At 72.9% G+C, this 21647-nt stretch carries 15 protein-coding genes; 5 read left to right on the top strand and 10 right to left on the bottom strand.

Annotated features, from left to right (window positions below; genetic code table 11):
- Positions 1-153: 153 nt before the first annotated feature.
- The 4 genes from WMF29_RS26015 to WMF29_RS26000 all read right to left on the bottom strand — a co-directional run bounded on the left by WMF29_RS26015 (position 154) and on the right by WMF29_RS26000 (position 5794).
- Complete coding sequence (locus tag WMF29_RS26015) at positions 154-1554, bottom strand: acetyl-CoA carboxylase biotin carboxylase subunit (RefSeq protein WP_437322838.1); 1401 nt, start codon at positions 1552-1554, stop codon at positions 154-156.
- A gap of 91 nt (positions 1555-1645) precedes the next feature.
- Positions 1646-2809, bottom strand: a complete 1164-nt coding sequence (rlmN, locus tag WMF29_RS26010; RefSeq protein WP_437322837.1) for a 23S rRNA (adenine(2503)-C(2))-methyltransferase RlmN — start codon at positions 2807-2809, stop codon at positions 1646-1648.
- 86 nt (positions 2810-2895) lie between these two features.
- Positions 2896-4047, bottom strand: a complete 1152-nt coding sequence (locus WMF29_RS26005; protein ID WP_272093726.1) for a CgeB family protein — start codon at positions 4045-4047, stop codon at positions 2896-2898.
- Between the two features lie 856 nt (positions 4048-4903).
- The gene (locus WMF29_RS26000) at positions 4904-5794 is read right to left on the bottom strand and encodes a serine/threonine-protein kinase (RefSeq protein WP_437322836.1); all 891 of its coding nucleotides are present in this window, start codon (positions 5792-5794) and stop codon (positions 4904-4906) included.
- 743 nt (positions 5795-6537) lie between these two features.
- On the opposite strand from WMF29_RS26000, the gene WMF29_RS25995 reads away from it, so the two are divergent.
- Complete coding sequence (locus WMF29_RS25995) at positions 6538-10395, top strand: serine/threonine-protein kinase (protein ID WP_437322835.1); 3858 nt, start codon at positions 6538-6540, stop codon at positions 10393-10395.
- 186 nt (positions 10396-10581) lie between these two features.
- Here WMF29_RS25995 and WMF29_RS25990 read toward each other — a convergent pair whose 3' ends face one another.
- From WMF29_RS25990 to WMF29_RS25965, 6 genes are all read right to left on the bottom strand, one after another.
- Positions 10582-10863, bottom strand: coding sequence for a pyrimidine/purine nucleoside phosphorylase (locus WMF29_RS25990; protein ID WP_272093724.1), 282 nt, complete (start codon positions 10861-10863; stop codon positions 10582-10584).
- A gap of 122 nt (positions 10864-10985) precedes the next feature.
- On the bottom strand, positions 10986-11843 hold the full coding sequence (locus tag WMF29_RS25985; RefSeq protein ID WP_437322834.1) for a hypothetical protein: 858 nt from the start codon (positions 11841-11843) through the stop codon (positions 10986-10988).
- A gap of 582 nt (positions 11844-12425) precedes the next feature.
- A complete protein-coding gene (locus WMF29_RS25980; protein WP_437322833.1) occupies positions 12426-13244 on the bottom strand; it encodes a hypothetical protein in 819 nt (272 codons plus the stop codon).
- Positions 13245-13246: 2 nt separating this feature from the next.
- A complete protein-coding gene (locus tag WMF29_RS25975; protein WP_437322832.1) occupies positions 13247-14473 on the bottom strand; it encodes an AAA family ATPase in 1227 nt (408 codons plus the stop codon).
- Between the two features lie 130 nt (positions 14474-14603).
- Positions 14604-15959, bottom strand: a complete 1356-nt coding sequence (locus WMF29_RS25970) for an ATP-binding protein (RefSeq protein ID WP_437322831.1) — start codon at positions 15957-15959, stop codon at positions 14604-14606.
- Between the two features lie 25 nt (positions 15960-15984).
- The gene (locus WMF29_RS25965) at positions 15985-16731 is read right to left on the bottom strand and encodes a response regulator transcription factor (RefSeq protein ID WP_272093720.1); all 747 of its coding nucleotides are present in this window, start codon (positions 16729-16731) and stop codon (positions 15985-15987) included.
- A gap of 116 nt (positions 16732-16847) precedes the next feature.
- On the opposite strand from WMF29_RS25965, the gene WMF29_RS25960 reads away from it, so the two are divergent.
- The 4 genes from WMF29_RS25960 to WMF29_RS25945 are packed head-to-tail and all read left to right on the top strand — an operon-like array spanning position 16848 to position 21556.
- Positions 16848-18365, top strand: a complete 1518-nt coding sequence (locus WMF29_RS25960; RefSeq protein ID WP_437322830.1) for a TolC family protein — start codon at positions 16848-16850, stop codon at positions 18363-18365.
- Complete coding sequence (locus WMF29_RS25955; protein ID WP_437322829.1) at positions 18362-19618, top strand: efflux RND transporter periplasmic adaptor subunit; 1257 nt, start codon at positions 18362-18364, stop codon at positions 19616-19618. The genes WMF29_RS25960 and WMF29_RS25955 overlap by 4 nt, the downstream gene beginning before the upstream one ends.
- Position 19619: 1 nt before the next feature.
- Positions 19620-20351 carry an ABC transporter ATP-binding protein gene (locus tag WMF29_RS25950; RefSeq protein WP_437322828.1) on the top strand — a complete coding sequence of 244 codons (732 nt, stop codon included), beginning with the start codon at positions 19620-19622 and terminating at the stop codon, positions 20349-20351.
- Positions 20345-21556 carry an ABC transporter permease gene (locus tag WMF29_RS25945; protein ID WP_437322827.1) on the top strand — a complete coding sequence of 404 codons (1212 nt, stop codon included), beginning with the start codon at positions 20345-20347 and terminating at the stop codon, positions 21554-21556. Before WMF29_RS25950 ends, WMF29_RS25945 begins: the two co-directional genes overlap by 7 nt.
- Positions 21557-21647 lie beyond the last annotated feature (91 nt).

The raw sequence follows: 21647 nt of genomic DNA, 5'->3' as shown, positions 1-21647 counted from the left end.
CGCGGCGGCAGCGCGGGCGGCGAACGACGCGCGGTGGCCCGCCCCGGACCGGCGCCGACGTAACCGGCGGCTCCCGGCCAGCTCGAACCGCTCAGCCCGCTCTAGCCGGCGGCTCCCGGCCAGCTCGGACCGCTCAGCCCGCTCGGCCGGGCGTCATCCGGGCTTCTTGCCCGCGGCGAGCGCCTCGGCGAAGCGCGTGTCGTACTGCCCGCCGCGGAAATCGCCGTCCTGCAGGATCTGGCGGAGGAACGCGAGGTTGGTCGCGGCGGGCCCGGCCGGACCGGTGAGCTCGATCGTCGTCTCGGCGAGCGCCCGGTCGAGGCGGGCGATCGCCTCGTCGCGGGTCGGGCCGTGAGCGACGATCTTGGCGAGCAGCGGGTCGTAGAACGGCGTCACCTCGAGCCCCTCGGCGACGCCGGTCTCGATCCGCAGGTCGTCGCCCGCGGCCGGCCAGCGGAGCGCGGTGATGCGGCCGGGCTGGGGGGCGAACTTCTTCGCCGGATCCTCCGCGTAGAGGCGCGCCTCGATGGCGTGGCCGCGGTAGGTGTGGCCCAGGACCTCCGGCGCGAGCGGCTCGCCCGACGCGATGCGGATCTGGTGCTCGACAAGGTCGAGCCCGGTGCACATCTCCGTGACGCAGTGCTCGACCTGGAGCCGCGCGTTGACCTCCAGGAAGAAGAGCTCGCCGCTCTCCGCCGCGACGAACTCGACGGTGCCGGCGCCGACGTAGCCGGCGGCGGTCACGACCCGGAGGGCGCTCTCGTGGAGCTCTTTCCGCCGGGCCTCGCCCGCTGCTCCCTGGAAGAACGCGGCCGGCGACGGGGTCTCCTCGACGATCTTCTGGTGCCGGCGCTGCGCGCTGCACTCGCGCTCGCCGAGCGCGACGGCGCCGCCCCGGCCGTCGCAGAGCACCTGCACCTCGATGTGGCGCGGGCGCTCGATGTACCGCTCCATGTACACGCGCGGGTCCCCGAACGCCGCGCGGCCGCGGTCGGAGCACGCGGTGAGGGCGCGCGACAGCTTGCCCGGATCGGTGACGATCTGCATGCCGATGCCGCCGCCGCCGCCCGCGGCCTTGACGAGCAGCGGGAAGCCGATGCTTTCGGCGGCGCGCTGGGCGGCCTCGACGTCGGCGGGGTCGACCGGTCCGCCCGTGCCCGGCGGCGGGAACACGCCGGCCCCGCGCGCGTGATCCCGCGCGAGGATCTTGTCGCCGAAGGCGTGGAGCACCGCGGGCGGCGGCCCGATGAACGTGACGCCTGCCTCGACGACGGCCTCGGCGAAGGCCTGGTTCTCGCTGAGCAGCCCGTACCCGGGATGGATGCCGTCGGCGCCCGTCGCGCGGGCCGCCTCGACGATCGCATGGATGACCAGGTAGCTGTCCCGGACCGGCGGCGGCCCGACGCGCACCGCCTCGTCGGCCATCGCGACGTGCGGCGCGCTCGCGTCCGCGTCGGAATAGACGGCGACCGTCGCGATCCCGAGCCGTTTGCAGGTCCGGAGGACGCGGCAGGCGATCTCTCCACGGTTGGCGACGAGGATCTTCTTCAACACGGCCGACAGCTACGCCCCCGCGCGGCGGCGCGTCAAGACGCCCGCTGCAGGCGGCGCTCGCTCGCGCGCTCCCGGGAGCCTGCGCGCGCGATCAGCCGAGCGCCCGCCGCACCTTCGGCTTGGCCCCGAGCAGCACGAGCTGCCCGCAGGCGGCCGAGACGTCATCGCCGCGCCGGCGGCGAACGAAGCAGGAGTATCCCGCCTGGGTGAGCACCTCCTGGAACGCCGCCACGCGCTCCTGACCGGGCGGACCCAGCGAGGAGGCCTCGATCGGGTTCATCGGGATGAGGTTGATCTTCACCGGGAGCCCGCGCAGGAGCTTCGCGAGCCGCCGCGCCTCGGCGGGATCGTCGTTCTGCCCGGCGACGAGCGTGTATTCGATGGTGATGCGCCGGCGCCGCGGCAGCGGGTAAGCGCGCAGCGCCGCGAGCAGCTCGTCGAGCGGGTGCTTGCGGTTGATGGGCATCAGCGCCGAGCGGGTCTCGTCGTCCGCGGCGTGCAGCGATATCGCGAGCGCGATCTGTCCGCCAAAATCCGCTCCGAGCCGCGCGATCTCGGGCACGAGGCCCGACGTGGACACCGTGACCCGCCGCGTCGAGAGGTTGATCCCTTCCGGGTGCGTCAGCAGGCGCAGCGAGCGAGCGGTCGCCTCGTAGTTGTGGAGCGGCTCGCCCATGCCCATGTACACGACGTTGCGGAGCTCTTCGCCCTCGTCGAGCATCGCCCGCCCGAGGAGCACCTGGCCCGCGATCTCCTCGGCCCCGAGGTGGCGCTTGAGCCCCGCCACGCCGCTCGCGCAGAAGCTGCACCCCATGGCGCAGCCGACCTGCGTCGAGATGCACTGGGTGACGCGGACGCGCGGCGCGGCGTCCGCCTCGGCGGCCGCATCGTCGTCCTCGTCGTCGGCAGCCGCCGCGTCGGCGTCGAGCTGCGCCTGCGAGCCGGGGCCCGACACCGACGGGAGCAGGACCGTCTCGATGGTCGCGCCGTCGCGCAGGCGCAGGAGCAGCTTGCGCGTGCCGTCCTCGGAGCGATGAACCCGCTCGGGCGTCAGCACCTCGCCCAGCCCCTCCGCGGCGAGGTGCTCGCGCAGCCGCGCAGGGAGGTTCGTCATCGCGGCCGGATCGAGGACGCCGCGGCGATGGATCCAGTGGAATACCTGCTTCGCCGTGAACGACCGCTCTCCGCGGGCAGCCAGCGAGGCCGACCACTCTTCAGGCAGCCGGGCGACGGGGTGAAGCGGCGTGGAGCGCACCTGCCTGGCCTACTGCGCGCCGCCCCCAGCGGCAAGGGGAGCAGGCGGGCGGCCAGGCCAAAGCGTCAGCCGCTCTGGCCAAAGCGTCAGCCGCTCTGGCTGTCGACCTGCGCGGCCGTGAGCTGCCCGTCGCGCTCGCGGCGCGCGCGCGTCCGGCTGGCGGCCTCGAGCACCTCGCGGGTGTAGCGCTCGAACGCCTCGGCCCGGTGCATCGCTGTGTGCTCGGCGAAGACGCGCTGCCTCGCCCGCTGGCCCACCGTCAGGCGCTTGTCCTCCTTCATCTCCCTCAGCTTCCGGAGCACGTCCTCCGGCGAGCGCACGAGCAGGATCTCCTCGCCGGGCTGGAAGAACGTCTCGATACCCGGCCAGGTGTCGCTCAGGACAGGGGTCCCGCACGCGGCCGCCTCGAACAGGCGCGCGCTCGGCGACCACCCGGACTCCACCATCGCACGGCGGGTCAGGTTCAGCGTGAAGCGCTGGGAGTTGTAGAAGATACGGTGCTCGTCCGGCGGGAGGTGCTCCGTCCGGGAGACGTTCTCCGGCCACGCGAGCGACGTCGGGTACTGCGCGCCCGCCACCCCGAAGCGCCCGCGGCGCATGCGCCGCGCCGGCTCGAGGAGGAGCCGCTCGACGGCCGCCTGCCGGTCGTCGCTGTAGGTCCCGAGGTAGCCGAGATCCCAGCGCATCGGCGCCGGCTGGGGATGGTACACGTCCGTGTCCGCCGAGCAGTAGAGCGCCCGCGCGCGCACCGCGCCGTGGCTGCGCTCCAGCCGCTCCAGCGTCGGGCCCCCCGTCGCCGACAGATAGAGATCATACCGCGGGATCAGCGCCGGCGTCAGGTACGCGTGATCCCCGTGCGCCAGCCGGCCCAGCGTGACGGGCGTGTCCAGATCGTAGAAAGCGGCCTTTCCGCGGGCCTCTTCGGTGATCCACGCCCCGACCGTCGCCCCTTCCGGTACGAAGGAGCCGACGATCACGAGATCGGCTTCGCGCACGGCGCGTGAGAATCTATCGCGGAGCTCGGTAATGCTCGAGTACTGCTCGGTCGTGCCGTAAGGCGGGTTGGGCAGGTCACGGTGCTGATCGTAGATGGGGAGGTTCCGCTCCAGAAAGAGCACCCGGTGGCCGCGCGACGCGAGCGCCCGGAGGAGCGCTCTGTACGTCGTGGCGTGGCCGTTGCCCCACGAAGACGTGATGGAGAGCCCCAGGAAGACATAGCGGTAGGTAGTTGTCGTCATAGCGTGGTCGCGGCAAGGGTTGAGAGATCCCAGACGGCGTGCCGGCCCGGAATGAGCCGGCCCCGAGGTACACCGCGGCGGCCCCGGAGAGGCGAAAGACGCCTCGCGGACGCACGCGCAACATGCGCAGCATGCGCAACGTGCGCAACATGCGCAGAACGAGCGGCACGCCGATCCAGTTGCCCTGGCGCCGCGCGAGAGGGCGCGGCGACGAGCGCACCCGGGATTAACATGCGTGCTCACCCTCTGCAATGCTGTGAGATGCAGTTTCTCGATCGAAGGTGCGTATTCCTCGTCAGACGCCAGGCGGTAAGGCCCGCCCTTTTCTCGTGACGACGAAGCGCGCGGAATCGCCGCTTGCTCGGGGATAACGCGGCTCGTTCGGGTAAAGCACCCGACGGCAACCGTCCTCGCATCGCAGAGGAACCGGCCTGTGCGGTAAACGCTGTTGGGAAGCGATGATGATGAGAAAAAGAGGGACGTTGTCGCAATGGTCGGTGACGGCTGCTGGTCGAACGGAGCGTCGACGGGGGAGCCCTGCTCCGGAACGCCGGGGCAGCGTTGGCGAAGCGCCGCCCAGGCCGGCGCGCGCTGTCGGACCCGTACGCCGCGGTGAGCGGGCGCGGCTTTCGGCTGGGGATTCCGCCTTCCAGCTGAGCTCGCCGACGAACCGGCGGCCTCGGCCGGGCAGGGGCGCCTGGCGTCGCGGAGAAATCGGGCGGGGGAGCAGGAAGGCAGGAAGCGCGCGGCGCTGTCCGGGTGCCTTCCCGTCGATGCGGGGGTGCTGCGGTGGAATCGGCAGGCCGGGTGTCCAGCCTTCAGCGGCGGTGCGGCCGCGCGAGGGCCGTCGAGACGTTCAGGTGGCGGGGCTCAGCGCCTGCCAGCCCTGGATCACCTCGGCGATGTTCGCGAAGCGGCGGTCCGGGCTGTGCGCCAGGCCCCTGTTCACGAACACCTCGATCTCCCGGTCGACCGGCGGAGGCATCAGGCTGCCCAGGCGGCGCGGCGGCGTCCTCGTCTTGAGATCGGCGAGCATCATCAGATTGCGCGCGGCGTAGGGGAGCTCGCCGGTGAGCGCGTGAAAGATCACCGTCATGGCCGCATAGAGATCGGCCCGGTGATCCACCGTCTTCCCCTTGGTGAGCTGCTCGGGCGGCGCGAACCTGAAATCGCCGAGACACCGGCTCGGTAACGTCGGCTCCGCGTCGGAGAGCCCGGGAGGGAGCTTGCACGAGCCGAGATCCAGGAGCGTCAGCCGCTCGCCGTCAGGACCCTGGTCGAGGAGCACGTTCGCGGAGCTGATGTCGCGGTGGATGATGCCAATCTCGTGCAGCTCGGCGATCGCCGACCAGAGCTGCTCGCCCAGCAGGTGAACGGCGCTGAACGGGAGTGGCCCCTGCCGGGCGATGCGCTCGCTGAGCGGCTCCCCCTCGCGCAGCTCGAACACGAGCAGAGGACCGTGCACCAGGTCCTTGCCGCCGTCGAGCGAGGGCAGTGTGTGTGGGCCCCGCAGCCGCTCGCACGCCGCCGCCTCGCGCCGGAAGCGCGCCTCGGCCTCCTGCTGGGGCATGCGCTCTGGCGTGTTGAGCACGCCTCCCGGCTCCTGGCGCACCGGGGGCTCACCGAGCACCTTGACCGCGACGCGCCGGCCGGTGCTCGCGTCCTCGGCGCTGAACACCTCACCGAGGCCTTCGCGGCGGAGATGACGTACCACGCGGTAGCGCTGGAGCAGAACGGTTCCGGGCACGATTGACAAGAGCGGCCTCCTTCGCTTGACAAAGGGGGTCCAGCGCGTTCCGGTCGCCTCCCCCCTCTCCCCAGACAAGCTCATTTATCACGCAGACGCGACAGAGGAAGCGCCGCGCGCAGCGTCACACGACGAACGGCCCCCACGCCTCGTTTTTTGGTTCCGGGAGCGCCGCTTCACATCGGCCGCCCGCCGCACCCGAGGTCGCCTGGACGAAAAAGCCGCGGGGCACGGGAAAATGTACGTGGGCCACGCGCGGCCCCCGGGACAACGGGCGAACGCGGTCCCGGGGGAGCCGGAGCGCGGCCGCCGGCCGAGGCGCGTCGCGGCGGCGGGAGCGGCCAGCGACCGATCCACTGGCCCACCCAGCGCCGCACCGGTCTCAGCGGGTGGGCCGCCACGGCCGCGCCGGTGTGCCGCATTGCCATCGTCGCGCGCCGCCGGAGGGCCGAGCGGGTGCCTCGTCCGACCGCGCTCCAGTGGACGGCGGCGGAGCACCGGACTGCCCTCGTGGCGCCGGACCGGAGACCGCCGGGCGCTTCGACGCTGCAGAGTTGCCCCTGGCCGCGCTCTCTGGTGACGATGCGCAGCTGAGCGCGGCAATCGGTGGTGATTGCATGACGGCGGCGGCGCCTCGCGACGCCCGCTTCCGGTGACACGCCCGTAACCCCGAACCGCTGGCCATCCAGGTGAACTTCGCGTAGCTCCCACACAGGGCGGACGATCCGGAGCGACGGCAGGCAATGCGAGCGGGAGACGTCATCGACGGCCGGTTCGAGATCATGGAGCTCGCGGGCGCCGGCGGCATGGGCCACGTCTTCCGCTCGCGCGATCTCAAGACCGGCGAGACCATCGCCCTCAAGGTCCTCCAGAACGCCGCCTCGCAGGACTCGAACCGCCTCGCGCGCGAGGCGCAGGCGCTCGCCACGCTGCGGGTGCCGGGGGTGGTGCGGTACATCTCGCACGGCCGCACGGAGCACGGCCACCCTTACCTCGCCATGGAGTGGCTCACCGGCGAGACCCTCTCCCAGCGCCTCGCCCGGCAGGCGTTCACCCTCGAGGAGAGCCTCAAGCTCGCCCGGCGCGTCGCGACCACCCTCGGCTCGGTGCACCGGCTCGGCGTCGTCCACCGCGACCTCAAGCCGAGCAACCTGCTCCTCGTCGGCGGCACCATCGACCGCATCACGCTCATCGATTTCGGCGTCGTCCGGATGTCCGGCATCGATCAGCAGCTCACCATGCCCGGCGCCATCCTCGGCACCCCCGGCTACATGGCGCCGGAGCAGGCCCGCGGCGAGGCGCACGTCGACGCCCGCGCCGACGTCTTCGCGCTCGGCTGCCTGCTCTACAAGTGCATCTCGGGGCGCGCCCCGTTCCGCGGCGCGCGCGGGCTCGCCGTGCTCGTCAAGGTGCTGATCGAGGAGCCGCCGTCGCTCCGGTGGCTCCGCGACGACGTGCCCGAGGCGCTCGACGAGCTGGTCCAGCGGATGCTGTCGAAGTCGCCCGAGGGGCGGCCGAGCGACGGCAACGCGGTCGCGATCGAGCTCGCCGGGCTCATGGATCCCGCGGCGATCTCCGTCCGCCCGCCCGCGATGTCCGTCCGCCCGCCGGAGCTCACGACCGGCGAGCGCAAGGTGATGTGCCTCGTCCTCGCGCGCGACGGCCTCTCCACCGCCGATCCGCCCCTCCCCGAGGTCGACGAGCAGGCGCGCGCGCAGGCGCTCTCGACCACGGCGGCGCGCTATAAGGGCCAGCTCGAGCTCGTCGACGCGCGGCTGCCGCTCGTCGTGCTGGCCGGCGCCGGCGCGACGACCGACCTCGCGGCCCGGGCCGCCCGCTGCGCGCTCGCCGTCCAGGCGCTCCTCGGCGGCGCGCCGGTCGCGGTCGTCACGGGCAGGGCGGAGATCGCGTCGCGCATGCCGATCGGCGACCTCATCGACCGCGTGGTCCAGCTGCTCCCCGAGGGCCGCGCGGCGTCCCGCGCGCCGGCGATCCGCATCGACGAGGTGACGGCGGGCCTGCTCGGCACGCGGTTCGAGATCACGTCCGACGCGGGCGGCCCGTGGCTCCACGGCGCGCGCGAGGAGCCCGAGGCGCCGCCCCACGTGCTCGGCAAGGCGACGTCGTGCGTCGGGCGCGAGCGGGAGCTCGCGCTGATCCGGGACGAGCTCGCCCGCTGCATCGAGGAGTCGACCCCGAGCGTCGTGCTCGTCACGGGGCCGGCGGGCATCGGCAAGTCGCGGCTCCGCCACGAGCTCGTCCGCGCGATCCGGGAGGACGGCGAGCCGGTCGAGGTGTGGCTCGGCCAGGTGGATCCGATGAGCGCCGGGTCGGCCTTCGGCCTGCTCGCGCACGCGCTCCGCCGGGCGATCGGCCTCACCGACGCCGATCCCGTCGAGGAGCGGCGGCGCAAGGTGCGCGCGCGGGTCGAGCGGCACGCGGCGCTCGACGCCGCGCGGGTCGCGCCCTTCCTCGGCGAGCTCGTCGGCGCGCCGTTCCCGGACGACGACGTGCAGCTCCGGGCGGCGCGGCGCAACCCGATGCTCATGGGCGATCAGCTGCGCCTGGCCTGGGAGGACTTCCTGCGCGCCGAGTGCGCGGTGCAGCCGGTCCTCCTCGTGCTCGAGGACCTGCACTGGGGCGACCTGCCCACGATCACGATGGTCGACGCCGCGCTCCGGAACCTGAAGGACCGGCCGTTCATGGTCATGGCGCTCGGCCGGCCCGAGGTGCACGAGCTCTTCCCGAAGCTGTGGGACGAGCGGCGCGGGCACAAGCTCCGCCTCGCGGGGATCTCGCGCCGGTCGAGCGAGCGCCTCGTGCGCCAGGTGCTCGGCGAGCGCGAGAGCCCGGCGCTCGTGGCGACGCTCGTCGAGCGCGCGGACGGCAACGCCTTCTACCTGGAGGAGCAGATCCGCGCGGCGGCGGCGGGCAAGGGCGTGGACCTGCCGGAGACGGTGCTGGCGATGGTGCAGGCGGAGCTCGACGCGCTCGACGTGGGCGCGCGGCGGGCGCTGCGGGCCGGGGCGGTCTTCGGCGAGACCTTCTCGCGGAGCGGGGTCGCCGCGCTGGTCGGCCGGGCGGAGGTCGAGCCGCTGCTCGCCGAGCTCGAGGTGCGGGAGCTCATCGTCCGGCGTTCCGTGGAGGGCGCGCCGGAGGCGGCCGAGTACCGGTTCCGGCACGCGCTCGTGCGCGAGGCGGCGTACGGCATGCTGACCGATCACGATCGCCGGCTCGGCCACCGGCTCGCCGGCGAGTGGCTCGAGCGGACGGGCGTGGCGGATCCGATGGCCCTGGCCGAGCACTTCGAGCGCGGCGGCGAGCCGGCGCGGGCCGCGGCGGCGACCTTGCGCGCGGCCGAGCAGGCGCTGCTCGGGAGCGACCTGGGCGCGGCGATCGAGCGCGTCGAGCGCGGCATCGCGCGCGGCGCCTCGAAGGCGACGGCCGGGGCGCTGCGGCTCTGCCAGGCGGAGGCGCACCTCTGGCGCGGCGAGTTCGCGCTGGCGGAGCGGCGGGGGACCGAGGCCCTGGAGCGGCTCGCGCCCGGGTCGGCGCCGTGGTTCTCGGCGCTCACGCAGGTGATCCTCGCGGCCTCGAAGCGCGGCAACCACGACCAGGTCGAGGGCCTGCTGCGCCTGGCGCAGGGCACCGAGGCGCGGCGGTCCGCGCGCCCCGCGCGCAGCGTGTGCCTCTGCGCGGGCGCCGGGCGCCTCGTGTTCGGGGGGCGGTACCAGCTCGCGGACGAGCTGCTCGACGGGATCGAGCAGGACGCCGAGGAGACCGAGCAGGAGGTCGAGGTGCTGGCGCGGCTCCACGAGGCGCGCGCGTACCGGGCGATGGCGATCGGCGATCCCGGCGCGTGCCTCGCGGGCTTCGAGGCGGCGCTCGCGGCGTTCGAGCACGCGGGCGATCGGCGCAACGCCTGCTGGGCGAGGAACAACCTGGGCTCCTGCTACGCGGAGCTCGGCGATTTCGAGGGCGCCGAGGCGGCTCTGCGCGCGTCGCTCGCGGACGCGGAGCGGATGGGGCTCTCGGACGCCCGGCTGGGCGCGCTCCTCAACCTCGGTCCGGTGCTCGCGCAGCGCGGCCTCGTCGAGGAGGCGCAGCGGACGGCGGAGGAGGCGATCGCGACCTCCCAGCGCCTCGGCGACGCGCGCGGGGAGGGCGCCGGGCGGGCGTGCCTCGCGAGGATCGTGCTCCAGGCGGGCGATCTCGGGGGCGCCGAGCGCGAGGCGCGCGCAGCGGTCGCGATCCTGTACGGCGCGCCGCCGTTGCGGGCCTTCGCGTACGCGGTGCTCGGGCGGACGCTGCTCGACGCGGGGCAGGCGGTGGACGCGCTCGCGGCGACGACGGAGGCGCTCTGCCTGCTGGAGTCGATGGGGGCCGAGGTGGGCGAGTCGCTGGTGCGCCTCTCGCACGCCGAGGCGCTCTCGGCCTGCGGCCACGGGCGGGAGGCGATGATGGCCATCGCCTCGGCGCGGGAGCGCCTGCTCGAGCGGGCGCGGAAGATCGGCGATCCGGTGTGGCGCGGGAAGTTCCTCGGCAATGTGCCGGACAACGTGGCCACGCTGGAGCTGGAGCGGACGTGGCTAGGGCTCTAGCACCACTGCGGGAGGTCGCCCTGAGACGCGAACCGCCAAGCCGCCAAGGGCGCCAAGAAACCAGGGAAATAAGAGGGGCGATGCCGGGACGGCTCTCCCCTTCTTCTCTTGGCGGCCTCGGCGCCTTGGCGGTTTTTCTGCTGATCCGGGGCAACTTCCCGCAGTAGAGCTAGGTCGCCGGCGCGCTCAGAGGAACTCGCAGAAGTAGCCGGTGGGCTGCGTGGCCCTGACGTCGAAGCCGCTCTTGCCCGCCACCTCGAACGACGTCCCTGCCGGATAGGCGCGCCACTCCGTGGAGCCGTCGATGCGGATCGCGAGCTCGCCGGCGACGACCGTCATCCGCTCCGGCGCCTCGGTCGAGAAGTGGAACTCGCCGGTGTCGATGACACCCACCGTCTGCCGGCGCCCGTGGCGCTCGAAGCCGACGCTCTGGACGTTGCCGTTGAAGTAGCTGTTGTGCTTGAGCATGGCGCCCTCCTACCGCGTCCCGCCGTGAGTGACCAGCCCGGACGAGCCCGCTCGCGGTGGGGCGCGACAGGGCAGCTCGGCGTCTCCGTGTCTCCTGCCTTGCTCCCTTGCTCTCTCGCCGATCAGTGCAGCGCGCTCGCGTCGCCGCCCTCGCCTCCGTCCGGCGCTCCCGGCGCGGCTCCGCTCGGCTCGGTGGCGGGCGCCTCCGCGCCGTCCGGCGGCGCCTGCCCGGGCTTCCCGCCCGCGTAGCGCTTGCCTGCGCGGTCCGAGGCCCGGAGCACGGGCCCGCGGACGATCTCGACGTCGCGCGCCGGCGCGCGGGACATCTCGAGGTTGGAAAGCACGAGCGACACGATCTTGAACCACTGGCTGCGCGCGGCCTGGATCGTGGTCTTGCTGACGGGCGTGGTGGTCTCGGTCGCCTCGAGCTCCGCGCGGGCGCGCTCGAGCCCCTGGAGCTCCCGGCCCTTGGCGAGCCAGCGCTTCGTGACGTCGAGCAGCGACGCCTTGCCGCGGGCGGGGACGGACTTGAGGAAGTCGGCGATCGCGGGCTCGTCCTCGAGGAGGCGGGCGATGCGCGTGGTGTTGCCCGCCTCGGCGAGCGGCGAGGCGTTGAGGATGGAAAGGCCGCCCGGGAAGAGCTTCTTCTGGACGACATCGCACTGCGCGGCGCCGGCGGCGTCGGCCGCGTCCTCGGCGAGGCAGAGCTCGCGGCGCGCGTCGATCCCGTAGGATACGGCCCTGGCGAGGTGGTCGTGGCACCGGTCGACCTCGGTGATCTCGTCGAGGAGCGCGCGCATCTTCGACGACGCGCCGCCGCTGCTCGGCTGGACCGCGACGACGCCCTCGTGGGCCTCCACGACCCGCGGGTGGAGCGGCGCGATCTCGGGGATCGACAGGAAGACCTTGCGGTGCTTCGCGTCCTCGACCCACGGGGAGAGGAGCGCGACCATCTCGTCGAGATTCAGATGCTTCAGCATTGAGGAACACCTCCTGATGGGGTGATGCAAGCGATGCCTGGAGAGGCATCTCGGATGAGCAGCTAAGGGAAGTCCTGTTGCGACGTCCGTCAAGCGCGGCGCCGCGCGGGTTTCGTGCAGTGTTGGCGCATGTGTTGAACTATTGCAGGCATCTTGGAGCGTCCACGAGCGGCGGCGCGGGCATCGAGGATCTCGGCGTGGGCGCGGCGAGGTCGCGACGTGCTGGAACGGCCTCGGGAGGGGGGGCAGGTCGATCTGAAATCGAGAGAGGCGGTCCGGACGCTGGCACGGCGAGGTCGCGACGTGGCGGGGCGGCCTCTGGAGGGGGGGGTGGGTCGATCCGACATCGAAACGGCGACTCCGGAAGGCGGCGCGGAGAGGTCGCGACGTGGCGGGGCGGCCTTTGGAGGGGGGCCGGATCGATCCGAGACCGGGACGGGCGGCGTCGGAAGGCGGCGCGGAGAGGTCGCGACGTGGCGGGGCGGCCTCTGGAGGGGGTCGGGTCGATCCGAGATCGAGACGGAGTGCCTCTGGAGGGGGGTCGGGTCGACCCGAGATCGCCTTGGATGGGTGCGACCGGGATCAGGAGCGGCCAGGGATCCTGGCGCTCGTGTCGTCCCCCTCTTGCGCGGACGGCCGCGGAGCACCCAGCTCGGCGCCGGCGTCGCCCTTCAAAGCAGCGTCCGCGAGGACGGGCACCAGGCGGGTCTCGACCTCGCTCAGGAATGCGGCGAGGCCGTTGTCTCTGCCTCGCTGCCGCAAATGACCGAGGTCCGGCTCGGTCCAGCACCGCGCCTCACGCTCGTGCTCGCCTCCGGTGAGGCGATCGAGGACGCGTTTCGGGCTCTTCTTCGCCGTCTTGCTCGATGCGTCGAGCTCGTGCGATCGGGCGGTGGGGTCGAACCCGAGCTCCTGCCGGAGGGCGGCGAGCGATGCGCCCTCTGGCTTGCCCTTCGGAACGAAGCCGGCGAGCACCCAGCACTCTCGCATCGGGTGGGCGACGCCAAGGAGCACCTCGAAGGGCCAGTGAAACTCTTGCCGGGCCTGCTCCAGACCTTGCCGGCGCTCGGCTTCCTTGCCGTCGCTGTCACGCACCAGAACGACAGCCTGGGGCTGCGGATCCCGCGCAATGAAACCACGGAGCACGAGCACGGCCGTACGAGCGTCCTCGAGCGCCGGCTTTCCGCCGAAGTGCCCATGCTTCCGCGGCACCGGATGGTGATGCACCGCGCTCCACGTGACGTAGGTCGCGCCGGCATCGAGCCCACAGAAGGTTCGAGCTCGCGCGAGCTGGCCCGTGAGCGCGGGGACCGCGTTCACGAGGACCCGATCGACGAGTCCGGGCACCGTCCTCGCGTCATCCGGCCCTTCGACCACCATCCCGACGAGACGCGCGGCCACGCTCACTCGTGCGCCTGAGGCGCGCTCGCCCGCTGCGCGACCCAGTCCTCGCCGACGAAGCTCCAGAACTCGCCGGGGCGTGTCGTGTTCTTCCACCGGTCGAAATCGGGGTGATCGGCGAGCGGGGCACACGCGGTGGAACCATCGGGCAAAAGCGCCGTGAGGAGCACGTCCTGGGCATTGAAATGATCCAGCAGGTAGGGCGAGTGACTGGTGGCGATAACCTGGAGATCGGGCGTCATCTCCAGGATCTTCTGAATTTGCGAGACCAGCTCTGCCTGCGCGCGCGGGTGCAGCGCCTTGTCGATGTCGTCGAGGAGCAGCAGCCTGGGTCTCGGGTCCATCCAGAGCGCGGTCAGCAAGCCGATGACGAGCAGGGTGCCCTCGCTCGCGAGCGGCGCTGGGACATCGGGAGCGCCCTTGAAGTCGAGGACGAGCTGCTGGCCCCAGTCGATGCGATACTCGGAGTGACGGAACGCTTTGTCGCTCTCGATGCCGTACTGTCGGCGCACCTGCCTCTGTACCTTGGCGCGACGCGTGCGAATCCGCTCGAGCGTCGGAATGACCCGGCGCGTAGCCTCCTGGATCGACTGGGACACCTCGGGGGTGCGCGCTGCCGCGTCTGCTAGCACGGAAGCCAGGCCGCCACCGTCCGTGCCGAGGCGCGGCGTCTCTTCCTCGCTGTACGATGGCGCCGCGAGCGTCTCGGTGTCCAGCCGGAGCTTGCGCGCGGAGCCAAGCTCTCTCGCCAGCTCATTCATCTCGGGGAGACTATTCACCCGCAACACGTTTTTTCTACCCAGCGCTCGTTGTGGCTTCGAACCCGGTTCGTTCGGCGTGATGATCCGCGATCCCTTTTCCGTCTCGGAGGTCTCCTCGACGGCATCACCCCAGCGCCGAGCGACCGTCCCACTCCAGCTGGCGTTGCCGTTCGCGTCGTCCTTGCACTCGACGACGATCCCGACCTCCGCGTTCACGTCATGGAAGCTACCCCTGGCCACGAGCTTCATGGGCCCCGCGGTGTCGCGGCTCTTCAGGTTCGGAGGCGCGAACACATCGTTCATGATTCCTGCAAGTGGCCATCGCGTCACCTGCGCGAGGTAGTACAGGCCGTCCAGGATGCTCGTCTTCCCGGAACCGTTCGGCCCGACGATGACCATGAAACGCCCGAGGTGAGCGTCGACCCTGCGCAGGGATTTGAAGTTGGTGAAGGAGACCTCTTGGATCATGGTCGTCGCCGTCTGCCGTGTGCGTCGCCGCGCAGCCGAGATTCTTGGAGCACCGACAGGGTATATACCCAAATGTCGGCACGGGAGACGACCAAGCGGGCTGTGTCCACTGCTCTGCCAGCCCTTCCGCTCAGCCCCCCGCGCCGACCGGGAGCCGCAGCGCGACCTCGAGGCCGCCGCCGTCCGCGTTCCTCGCCTCGACCTCGCCGCCGTGGATCCGCACCGCCCGGTGCGTGATGGCCAGCCCGATCCCCGTGCCGCCCGCGCCGCGCGCCCTGTGGTCGTCGACCCGGTAGAACGGCCTCCAGATGTCCCCGAGCGCGCCCTCCGGGATGCCCGGGCCGCGATCGCGGACGCGCACCTCGGCCGTCCCGCCGGAGCACTCGAGATCGATGCGGACCGCGGTGCCCGGCTCGGTGAAGCGCACCGCGTTGCGCACGACGTTCTCGATGGCGCGCCGGAGGAGCTCCTCGTTCCCGTCCAGCGAGCACGCGTCGCGCGCCCCGAGCTCGACCGAGCAGCCCCGCTGCTCGGCCTCGAACGCGGCGTCCTCGACCAGCTGCTCCAGGAGCGCCGTGAGATCGACCCGCTCGGTGCGCTCCATGCCCTGGCCCGACTCCAGGCGGCTCAGCGTGAGCAGCTCGCCGATCATCCCGTTGAGCCGCTCCGTCTCCCGCTCGATCCTGTCGAACGCCGGCTCCACGTCCGGCGGCGAGCGCCGGCGGACGAGCTCGAGCGCGATGTTGAGCCGCGCGAGCGGCGACCGGAGCTCGTGCGAGACGTCGCGCAGGAGCCGGCGCTGCGTCTCCAGGAGCTCGTCGATGCGCTCGGCCATCCGGTCCATGTCGCCCCCGAGCGCCAGCGTCTCGCCGTCCGCGCCCGCGAGCTTCTGCGAGACGCGCACCGAGAGATCGCCCGCGGCCATCCGCTGCGTGGCGCCGCGCAGGATGCGGATCGGACGGGACAGGTACCGCGCGAGGAGCACCGCGACGAGCCCGGTGACGGCGACGATCGCGAGGAGCCGCTGCGGCAACGTCTCCGGCACGATGAAGAACATCCACGGCGACCGGACCGGACCGGCCGCGACCGCGGCGACGGCAGGGTCGCGGCGCAGGACGACGGCGACGAGCTCCCGCTCCTCGCCGAGCTCGATGGCGATGCCGTCTCCCGAGCGCCTCGCCTTGTCCTCCACGAGCGGCGCGCCCTCGATGGGCTCGCCCATCACGAGCGCGCCGGCCCGGTACACAGCGACGCGCTGATCCCGCGGATCGAGCGGCGCGAGGCGCTGCTCGCAGCCGGGGAGCCCTTCCCGCGCGCAGGCGAGCGCGCTCTCCGCCCGGAGCTCGACGCTGCGCGTGTTCAGGCGGCGGCGCAGCCCGCTCGGCTCGGCGGAGAACGCCCAGCCGTGGATCACCGCGAGCAGGCCGACGAGCAGCGCCATGGCGAGCCACAGCGAGACGAGGAGGCGCAGGAAGAGGCTCTTCACGGACGCCCTCCGGGGAGGAAGCGCTTCACGCGCGCTCCCTCGCGAGGATGTAGCCCGCGTTGCGGACCGTCTTGATGCGCTCGCCGCCGCCCGGCCCAGGCCCGAGCTTGCGGCGGAGGTTCGAGACGTGCATGTCGATGCCGCGGTCGTACGCCGCGAGCCGGCGGCCGAGGACGCGCCGCGCGAGATCCTCGCGCGAGACCACCGTCCCCGCCTGCCGCGCCAGGACCTCGAGCAGGTCGAACTCGGCCGTCGTGAGCCGGACCTCCTCGCCGCGGACACGGACGCGCCGCGCGGCGGGGAGCACCTCGAGATCGTCGACCGTCAGCGCGCCCTGCGCCTCCGCGGCGGAAGCGCCGGCCGCCGCGCCCGGCCCAGCCGCCGCGCCGGCGTGAGAGGCGCGCCGGTGGAGCGCGCGCACGCGGGCGACCAGCTCGCGCGGGTTGAACGGCTTCGGCAGGTAGTCGTCGGCGCCCATCTCGAGGCCGACGATGCGGTCGACGTCCTCGCCCCGCGCGGTGAGCATCAGGACAGGGACGCGCGAGGTCTGCCGCAGCCGCGTGAGGACCTCGAACCCGTTGAGCCCAGGCAGCATCACGTCGAGCACCACGAGCGTGAACGGCCTCTCCTTCTCCTCCTGCGCTCGCGCGAGGCCGGAGATCGCGTCGCGCGCGCTCTCCACCGCGTAACCCTCCTGACCGAGCAGCTCGGCCAGGAGCTCGCAGAGCTCGGCGTCGTCGTCGATGACCAGGATCTGGGGCGGATCCGTCATGTCGCGACTGTAGCGCGGCTGTCGCACCGCCGTGTAAGGCCTGGTCAAGAGGCGTCTTGACGAATCTTTACACGACCAGGACACCTCTTGAGACACTGCCCTCTAGGTTGCGGTGCATGACGTTGACTCGCTCCGTTCCCTTGCCGTGGCTGGCGTCTCTCGCCCTCGCCGCCACGTGCTCGCTGAGCGTCGCGGCGCGCGCCGAGACGCTCACCGCCGAGGAGGCGGTCCGCCGCGCAGCCTCCCAGAACCCGTCCCTCCGCGCGGCGCTGATCGAGGCCACCGCGGCGCGGCAGGCCGTCGCCGCCGAGGAGGGCGCCCGCAAGCCCACGCTCTCGGCCTCGGTGACCGGACAGTACGAGGAGTCCTACGGCAGGATCGCCGACGCCAACGGCAGCGCCCCGGGCAACGGCGTCGGCGCGCTCCAGCGCTCCAGCGGGACGTCCGTCGCGTCGAACGTGGCGCTGCGGTACACGACCGACGTCGGGACGAGCCTCGAGGTGGGCGCGTCGGGGCGCTCGCCCGCGGACGGGACCCCGGGGCCGAACTACGGCGCCCAGGCGTACGTCTCGGCGCGGCAGCCGCTCCTGCGGGGGGCCGGGACCGACGCGGTCCTCGCGCCGTACGCGCAGGCGCAGGCGTCGGCCGTCGCCGCGGAGCAGGAGCGCGAGCTCGCGGCGAGCCAGACCGCGCTCGACGTGCTCGGGGCCTACTGGGAGCTCTGGTACGCGGAGCAGGCGATCCTCGTGCAGGAGCAGGCGCTCGCGGCCGCGCAGCGGCTGCTCGCCGACGCGAAGGCGCGCGCCGAGACCCTCGGCACCGGCACGAAGGTGGACGTCCTGCGCTTCTCGACCTCGGCGGCGTCGATCGCGGACGCGCTGTCGCAGGCGCGGGCGACGCGCGCGGCGCGGGCCATCGCGCTCGGGCGCGCGCTCGGCATGGCCCCGGCGAGCGCCGCGTCGCTCGCCCCGACCGGCGCGCCGCCGTCCCTCGGGGCGCTGCCGTCGGCCGACGCGCTCGTGCGCGCGGCGAGCGAGCGGTCCCTGGAGCTCGCGGCCCTGCGCGCCGACCTCGACGCGCAGCGCGCGCGGGTGAGCGCGGCGGAGGACGCGGACCAGATCCGCCTCGACCTGTTCGCGACGGCCTCGATGGACGGGCAGTGGGTGCGCGACGGCCTGCCGGGGCTCTCGCTGCCCGGCGGCCGGCCCGCGTTCGGGGTGCTGGGCGGGATCGAGGTCGAGCTGCCGCTCGGCGGCGGGCGGGCGTCCGCGGACGCGGCCCGCGCGCGCACGCAGCTCGCGGCCGCGGAGGCGCGGTACCAGGCGCGCGCCGAGGCGATCGCGGCGGACGTCAGCTCGCTGCGCGCGAGCCTCGAGGCCGCGGCCGAGCAGGTCGCGCTGGCCACCGAGACGGCGCGCATGGCGGGCGAGCTGGCCGAGGCCGAGCGGCAGCGGCTCTCGCTCGGGACCGCGACGTCGGCGGACGTGGTGCAGGCGGAGCAGACGCGGAGGGAGGCGGAGCTCCGCAGGCTGCGGGCCGCGGTGACGGAGCTGACGTCGCGCCTCCAGCTCGATCACGAGACGGGCGCGCTGCTCGTCCGCTTCGCGTCGGTGCTCCCCAGGAGGTCGTCATGAACAGGAACAAGAAGCGCTACCTGATGTCCGGCGTGGCCGCGTTGGCCGTGGCGAGCTTCGCGATCGGCGGGTACGCCTGGTACAAGCAGCCCGAGAAGACCCCCGCCGGCCCCACCGTCGAGATCCGCCGCGGGAGCCTGACCGAGACCGCCGCCGCGTCCGGCAAGATCGAGCCCGACGTGCAGGTCGAGGTGAAGTCGCGCGCGCCGGGCCAGGTCATCGAGGTGCTCGTCAAGGAGGGCGACACGGTCGAGGCGGGGCAGCTCCTCGTGCGCCTGGACCCGACGGACGCGGAGCGCGACCTCGCCGAGGCGCGCGTGGCGCGCGACCGCGTGAAGGCCGATCTCGCGGCGGCGAACGCGTCGGTCGCGGTCGCCGAGCTCGAGCGCAAGAACAGCCAGACGAGCCAGGAGGTCGCCGAGAAGAGCGCCGAGATGGGCCTCGGGTCGACCGACGCGGCCCGCACGGCGGCGCACTCGACGAAGGTCGCGGGCGCCAACATCACGCTGCGGCGGGCGCAGCTGAGCTCGACGCAGGCGCAGCTCAAGGCGGCCGAGCTGGCGGTGCAGGACGCCGAGACGCGGCTGAAGGAGACGCAGATCTACGCGCCGATCGCCGGGACGGTGCTCGACGTGGCCGTGGAGAAGGGGACGCTCGTCTCGTCGGCGCTGACCAACGTGAGCGGCGGCAGCTCCGTGATGACGCTCGCCGATCTGTCGAACCTGCGCATCATCGGCGCGATCGACGAGGCGCAGATCGGGCGCGTCGCGCCGGGCCAGCGGGTCGACATCCGCGTCGACGCCTACGGGGACCGGGTGTTCCAGGGCGTTGTCGACCGCGTGAGCCCGCTCGGCAAGGAGGTGTCGAGCGTCGTGACCTTCGACGTCGAGATCGTCGTCAAGGACAAGGACGCGTCGCTGCTCCGGTCGGGGATGAGCGCGGACGTGGAGATCGTGACCGCGGAGCAGAAGGACGTGCTGCTCGTGCCGCTCCTGGCCGTGCAGTCGCAGGGCAAGCGGCGGTTCGTGCGGCTCGCGAGCGGCGAGGAGCGGCCGATCCAGACCGGGGCGACGGACGGCTCGCAGATGGTCGTGACCGCGGGGCTGAGCGAGGGCGACGACGTGCTCGCGAGCGCGCCCGTCTCGAGCGCGGCGGGGCCGCAGGGGCAGGGGCAGCGGCAGGGCGGCGGCCAGAACCCGATGCGCGGGATGGGCATGGGGATGGGCGCCGGCGCCAGCCGAGGAGGGCGCTGAGATGGACGTCCCGGTCCTCGTGAGCGGGCTCTCGAAGGTGTACCACGCCGATCGCGAGGACCTCGCGGTGCGGGCGGTCGACGGGATCGGCTTCGAGGTGCGCCGGGGCGAGTCGGTGGCGATCATCGGTCCCTCCGGCTGCGGGAAGTCGAGCCTGCTGAACATCCTCGGGTGCCTGGATCGGCCGACGGAGGGCACGTACCGGCTCGGGGGGCGCGACGTGGCGGAGCTCGACGACGACGAGCTCGCGGCGCTCAGGAACCGCCACATCGGGTTCGTGTTCCAGAGCTTCAACCTGCTGCCGCGGATGACGGCGGCGGAGAACGTCGAGCTGCCGCTGCTCTACGGGGCGGTGAAGAACAGCCGCGCGCTCGCGGAGGGCGCGCTCGAGCGCGTGGGGCTCGCGGCGCGCGCGCGGCACCTGCCGTCGGAGCTCTCCGGCGGGCAGCGGCAGCGCGTGGCGATCGCGCGGGCGATCGTGACGCGGCCGTCGATCCTGCTGTGCGACGAGCCGACGGGCGCGCTCGACAGCAAGACGGGGCGCGACGTGCTGGAGCTGCTCCTGTCGCTGAACGCGGACGGGACGACGCTGATCATGGTGACCCACGACCTCGGCGTGGCGCGGTCGCTCTCGCGGGCCATCCACATGAGGGACGGGCACATCGTGGCCGACGGGCCTTCGGCCGACGTGGTGTCGGCGTTCCACGCGGGCGAGATGGAGGCGGCATGCTGATCAAGGAGACGGCGAAGAGCGCGTGGCGCTCGCTCGCCTCGAACCGCCTGCGCACGCTGCTGACGATGCTCGGCATGATCATCGGGACCGCGGCGGTCGTGGCGGTGCTCGGGATCGGGGAGGGCGCGCGCAGCAGCGTCGAGGGGCGGATCCGGTCGCTCGGCGCGAACCTGCTGATGGTGCGCCCGGGGTCCGCGTCGGCGAGCGGGGTGCGGTCGGGCACGGTGAAGACGCTGACCGAGGGCGACGCCGAGGCGCTCAAGGGGCTCGCCGGCGTGGCGGCGGTCGCCCCGGAGCGGAGCGGCAGCGCGCAGCTGCGGTACATGGCGAGCAACCTGAACGCGTCCGTGACGGGGATCACGCCGGCGTACCTCGAGGTCCGCTCGCTGTCGGTGGCGAGCGGCGTCTCGTTCTCCGACCTCGACGAGCAGCAGCGGGCGCGCGTGGTCGTGCTCGGGGCCAATGTCGCGCGGCAGCTCTACGCGGCTAACGTGAGCGCCTCGCCGCTCGGGACGCGGCTCCAGATCAACGGGAACGCGTTCCGGGTGGTCGGGGTGCTGACGGAGAAGGGGTCGGGCATGGGCTCGCCGGACGACGGGGTGTTCGTGCCGATGTCGACGCACCGGTCGGTGCTGTTCGGGCAAGATCACCTGTCGACGATCTCGCTGCAGCTGGCGAGCGAGGATCGGTCCGAGGTGGTGATCGCGCAGCTCGAGCAGCTGCTCCGCCTGCGCCACCGGCTGCGCGCGGATCAGGCGAGCGATTTCGAGGTGCGGTCGCAGGCCGAGATGCTGGCGACGATGGGGCAGATCACGGGCACCTTCACGATGCTGCTCGGCAGCGTGGCGGCGGTGTCGCTGATCGTGGGGGGCATCGGGATCATGAACATCATGCTGGTCTCGGTGCGGGAGCGGACGCGCGAGATCGGCGTGCGGATGGCGGTCGGGGCGCGGCGCGGGGACATCCTGCGGCAGTTCCTCGTCGAGGCGGTCGTGGTGTCGCTCGCGGGCGGCGTGGCCGGGGTGGGCCTCGGGTACGGGGCGGCGGTGCTGCTGTCGCGGTTCGGGGAGTGGGCCACCATCGTGCCGCCCTACGCGGTCGGGCTGGCGCTCGGGGTGTCGATCCTCATCGGGATCACGTTCGGCGTGGGGCCGGCGAGGCGCGCGTCGAGGCTCGATCCGGTGGAGGCGCTGCGGTTCGAGTGAGCGGGCGATGGGAAAGGTACGGGTTGAAGGGGGGAGTCTCGGGCGCGCTGGACGATAGCGAAGCATGACCAGGACACATGACCGCTGGTCG

Source organism: Sorangium sp. So ce381 (assembly GCF_051473845.1).
Taxonomy (GTDB): domain Bacteria; phylum Myxococcota_A; class Polyangia; order Polyangiales; family Polyangiaceae; genus Sorangium; species Sorangium atrum.
This window is presented reverse-complemented; position numbering and strand designations above follow the sequence as displayed.

Bases quoted from the DNA above. Each gene is read 5' to 3' on its own strand.
- WMF29_RS25960 (WP_437322830.1), top strand. From the start codon at position 16,848: ATGACGTTGACTCGCTCCGTTCCCTTGCCGTGGCTGGCGTCTCTCGCC.
- WMF29_RS25950 (WP_437322828.1), top strand. From the start codon at position 19,620: ATGGACGTCCCGGTCCTCGTGAGCGGGCTCTCGAAGGTGTACCACGCC.
- WMF29_RS25965 (WP_272093720.1), bottom strand. From the start codon at position 16,731: ATGACGGATCCGCCCCAGATCCTGGTCATCGACGACGACGCCGAGCTC.
- WMF29_RS25955 (WP_437322829.1), top strand. From the start codon at position 18,362: ATGAACAGGAACAAGAAGCGCTACCTGATGTCCGGCGTGGCCGCGTTG.
- WMF29_RS25985 (WP_437322834.1), bottom strand. From the start codon at position 11,843: ATGCTGAAGCATCTGAATCTCGACGAGATGGTCGCGCTCCTCTCCCCG.
- WMF29_RS25945 (WP_437322827.1), top strand. From the start codon at position 20,345: ATGCTGATCAAGGAGACGGCGAAGAGCGCGTGGCGCTCGCTCGCCTCG.
- WMF29_RS26005 (WP_272093726.1), bottom strand. From the start codon at position 4,047: ATGACGACAACTACCTACCGCTATGTCTTCCTGGGGCTCTCCATCACG.
- WMF29_RS25975 (WP_437322832.1), bottom strand. From the start codon at position 14,473: ATGATCCAAGAGGTCTCCTTCACCAACTTCAAATCCCTGCGCAGGGTC.
- WMF29_RS25995 (WP_437322835.1), top strand. From the start codon at position 6,538: ATGCGAGCGGGAGACGTCATCGACGGCCGGTTCGAGATCATGGAGCTC.
- WMF29_RS25990 (WP_272093724.1), bottom strand. From the start codon at position 10,863: ATGCTCAAGCACAACAGCTACTTCAACGGCAACGTCCAGAGCGTCGGC.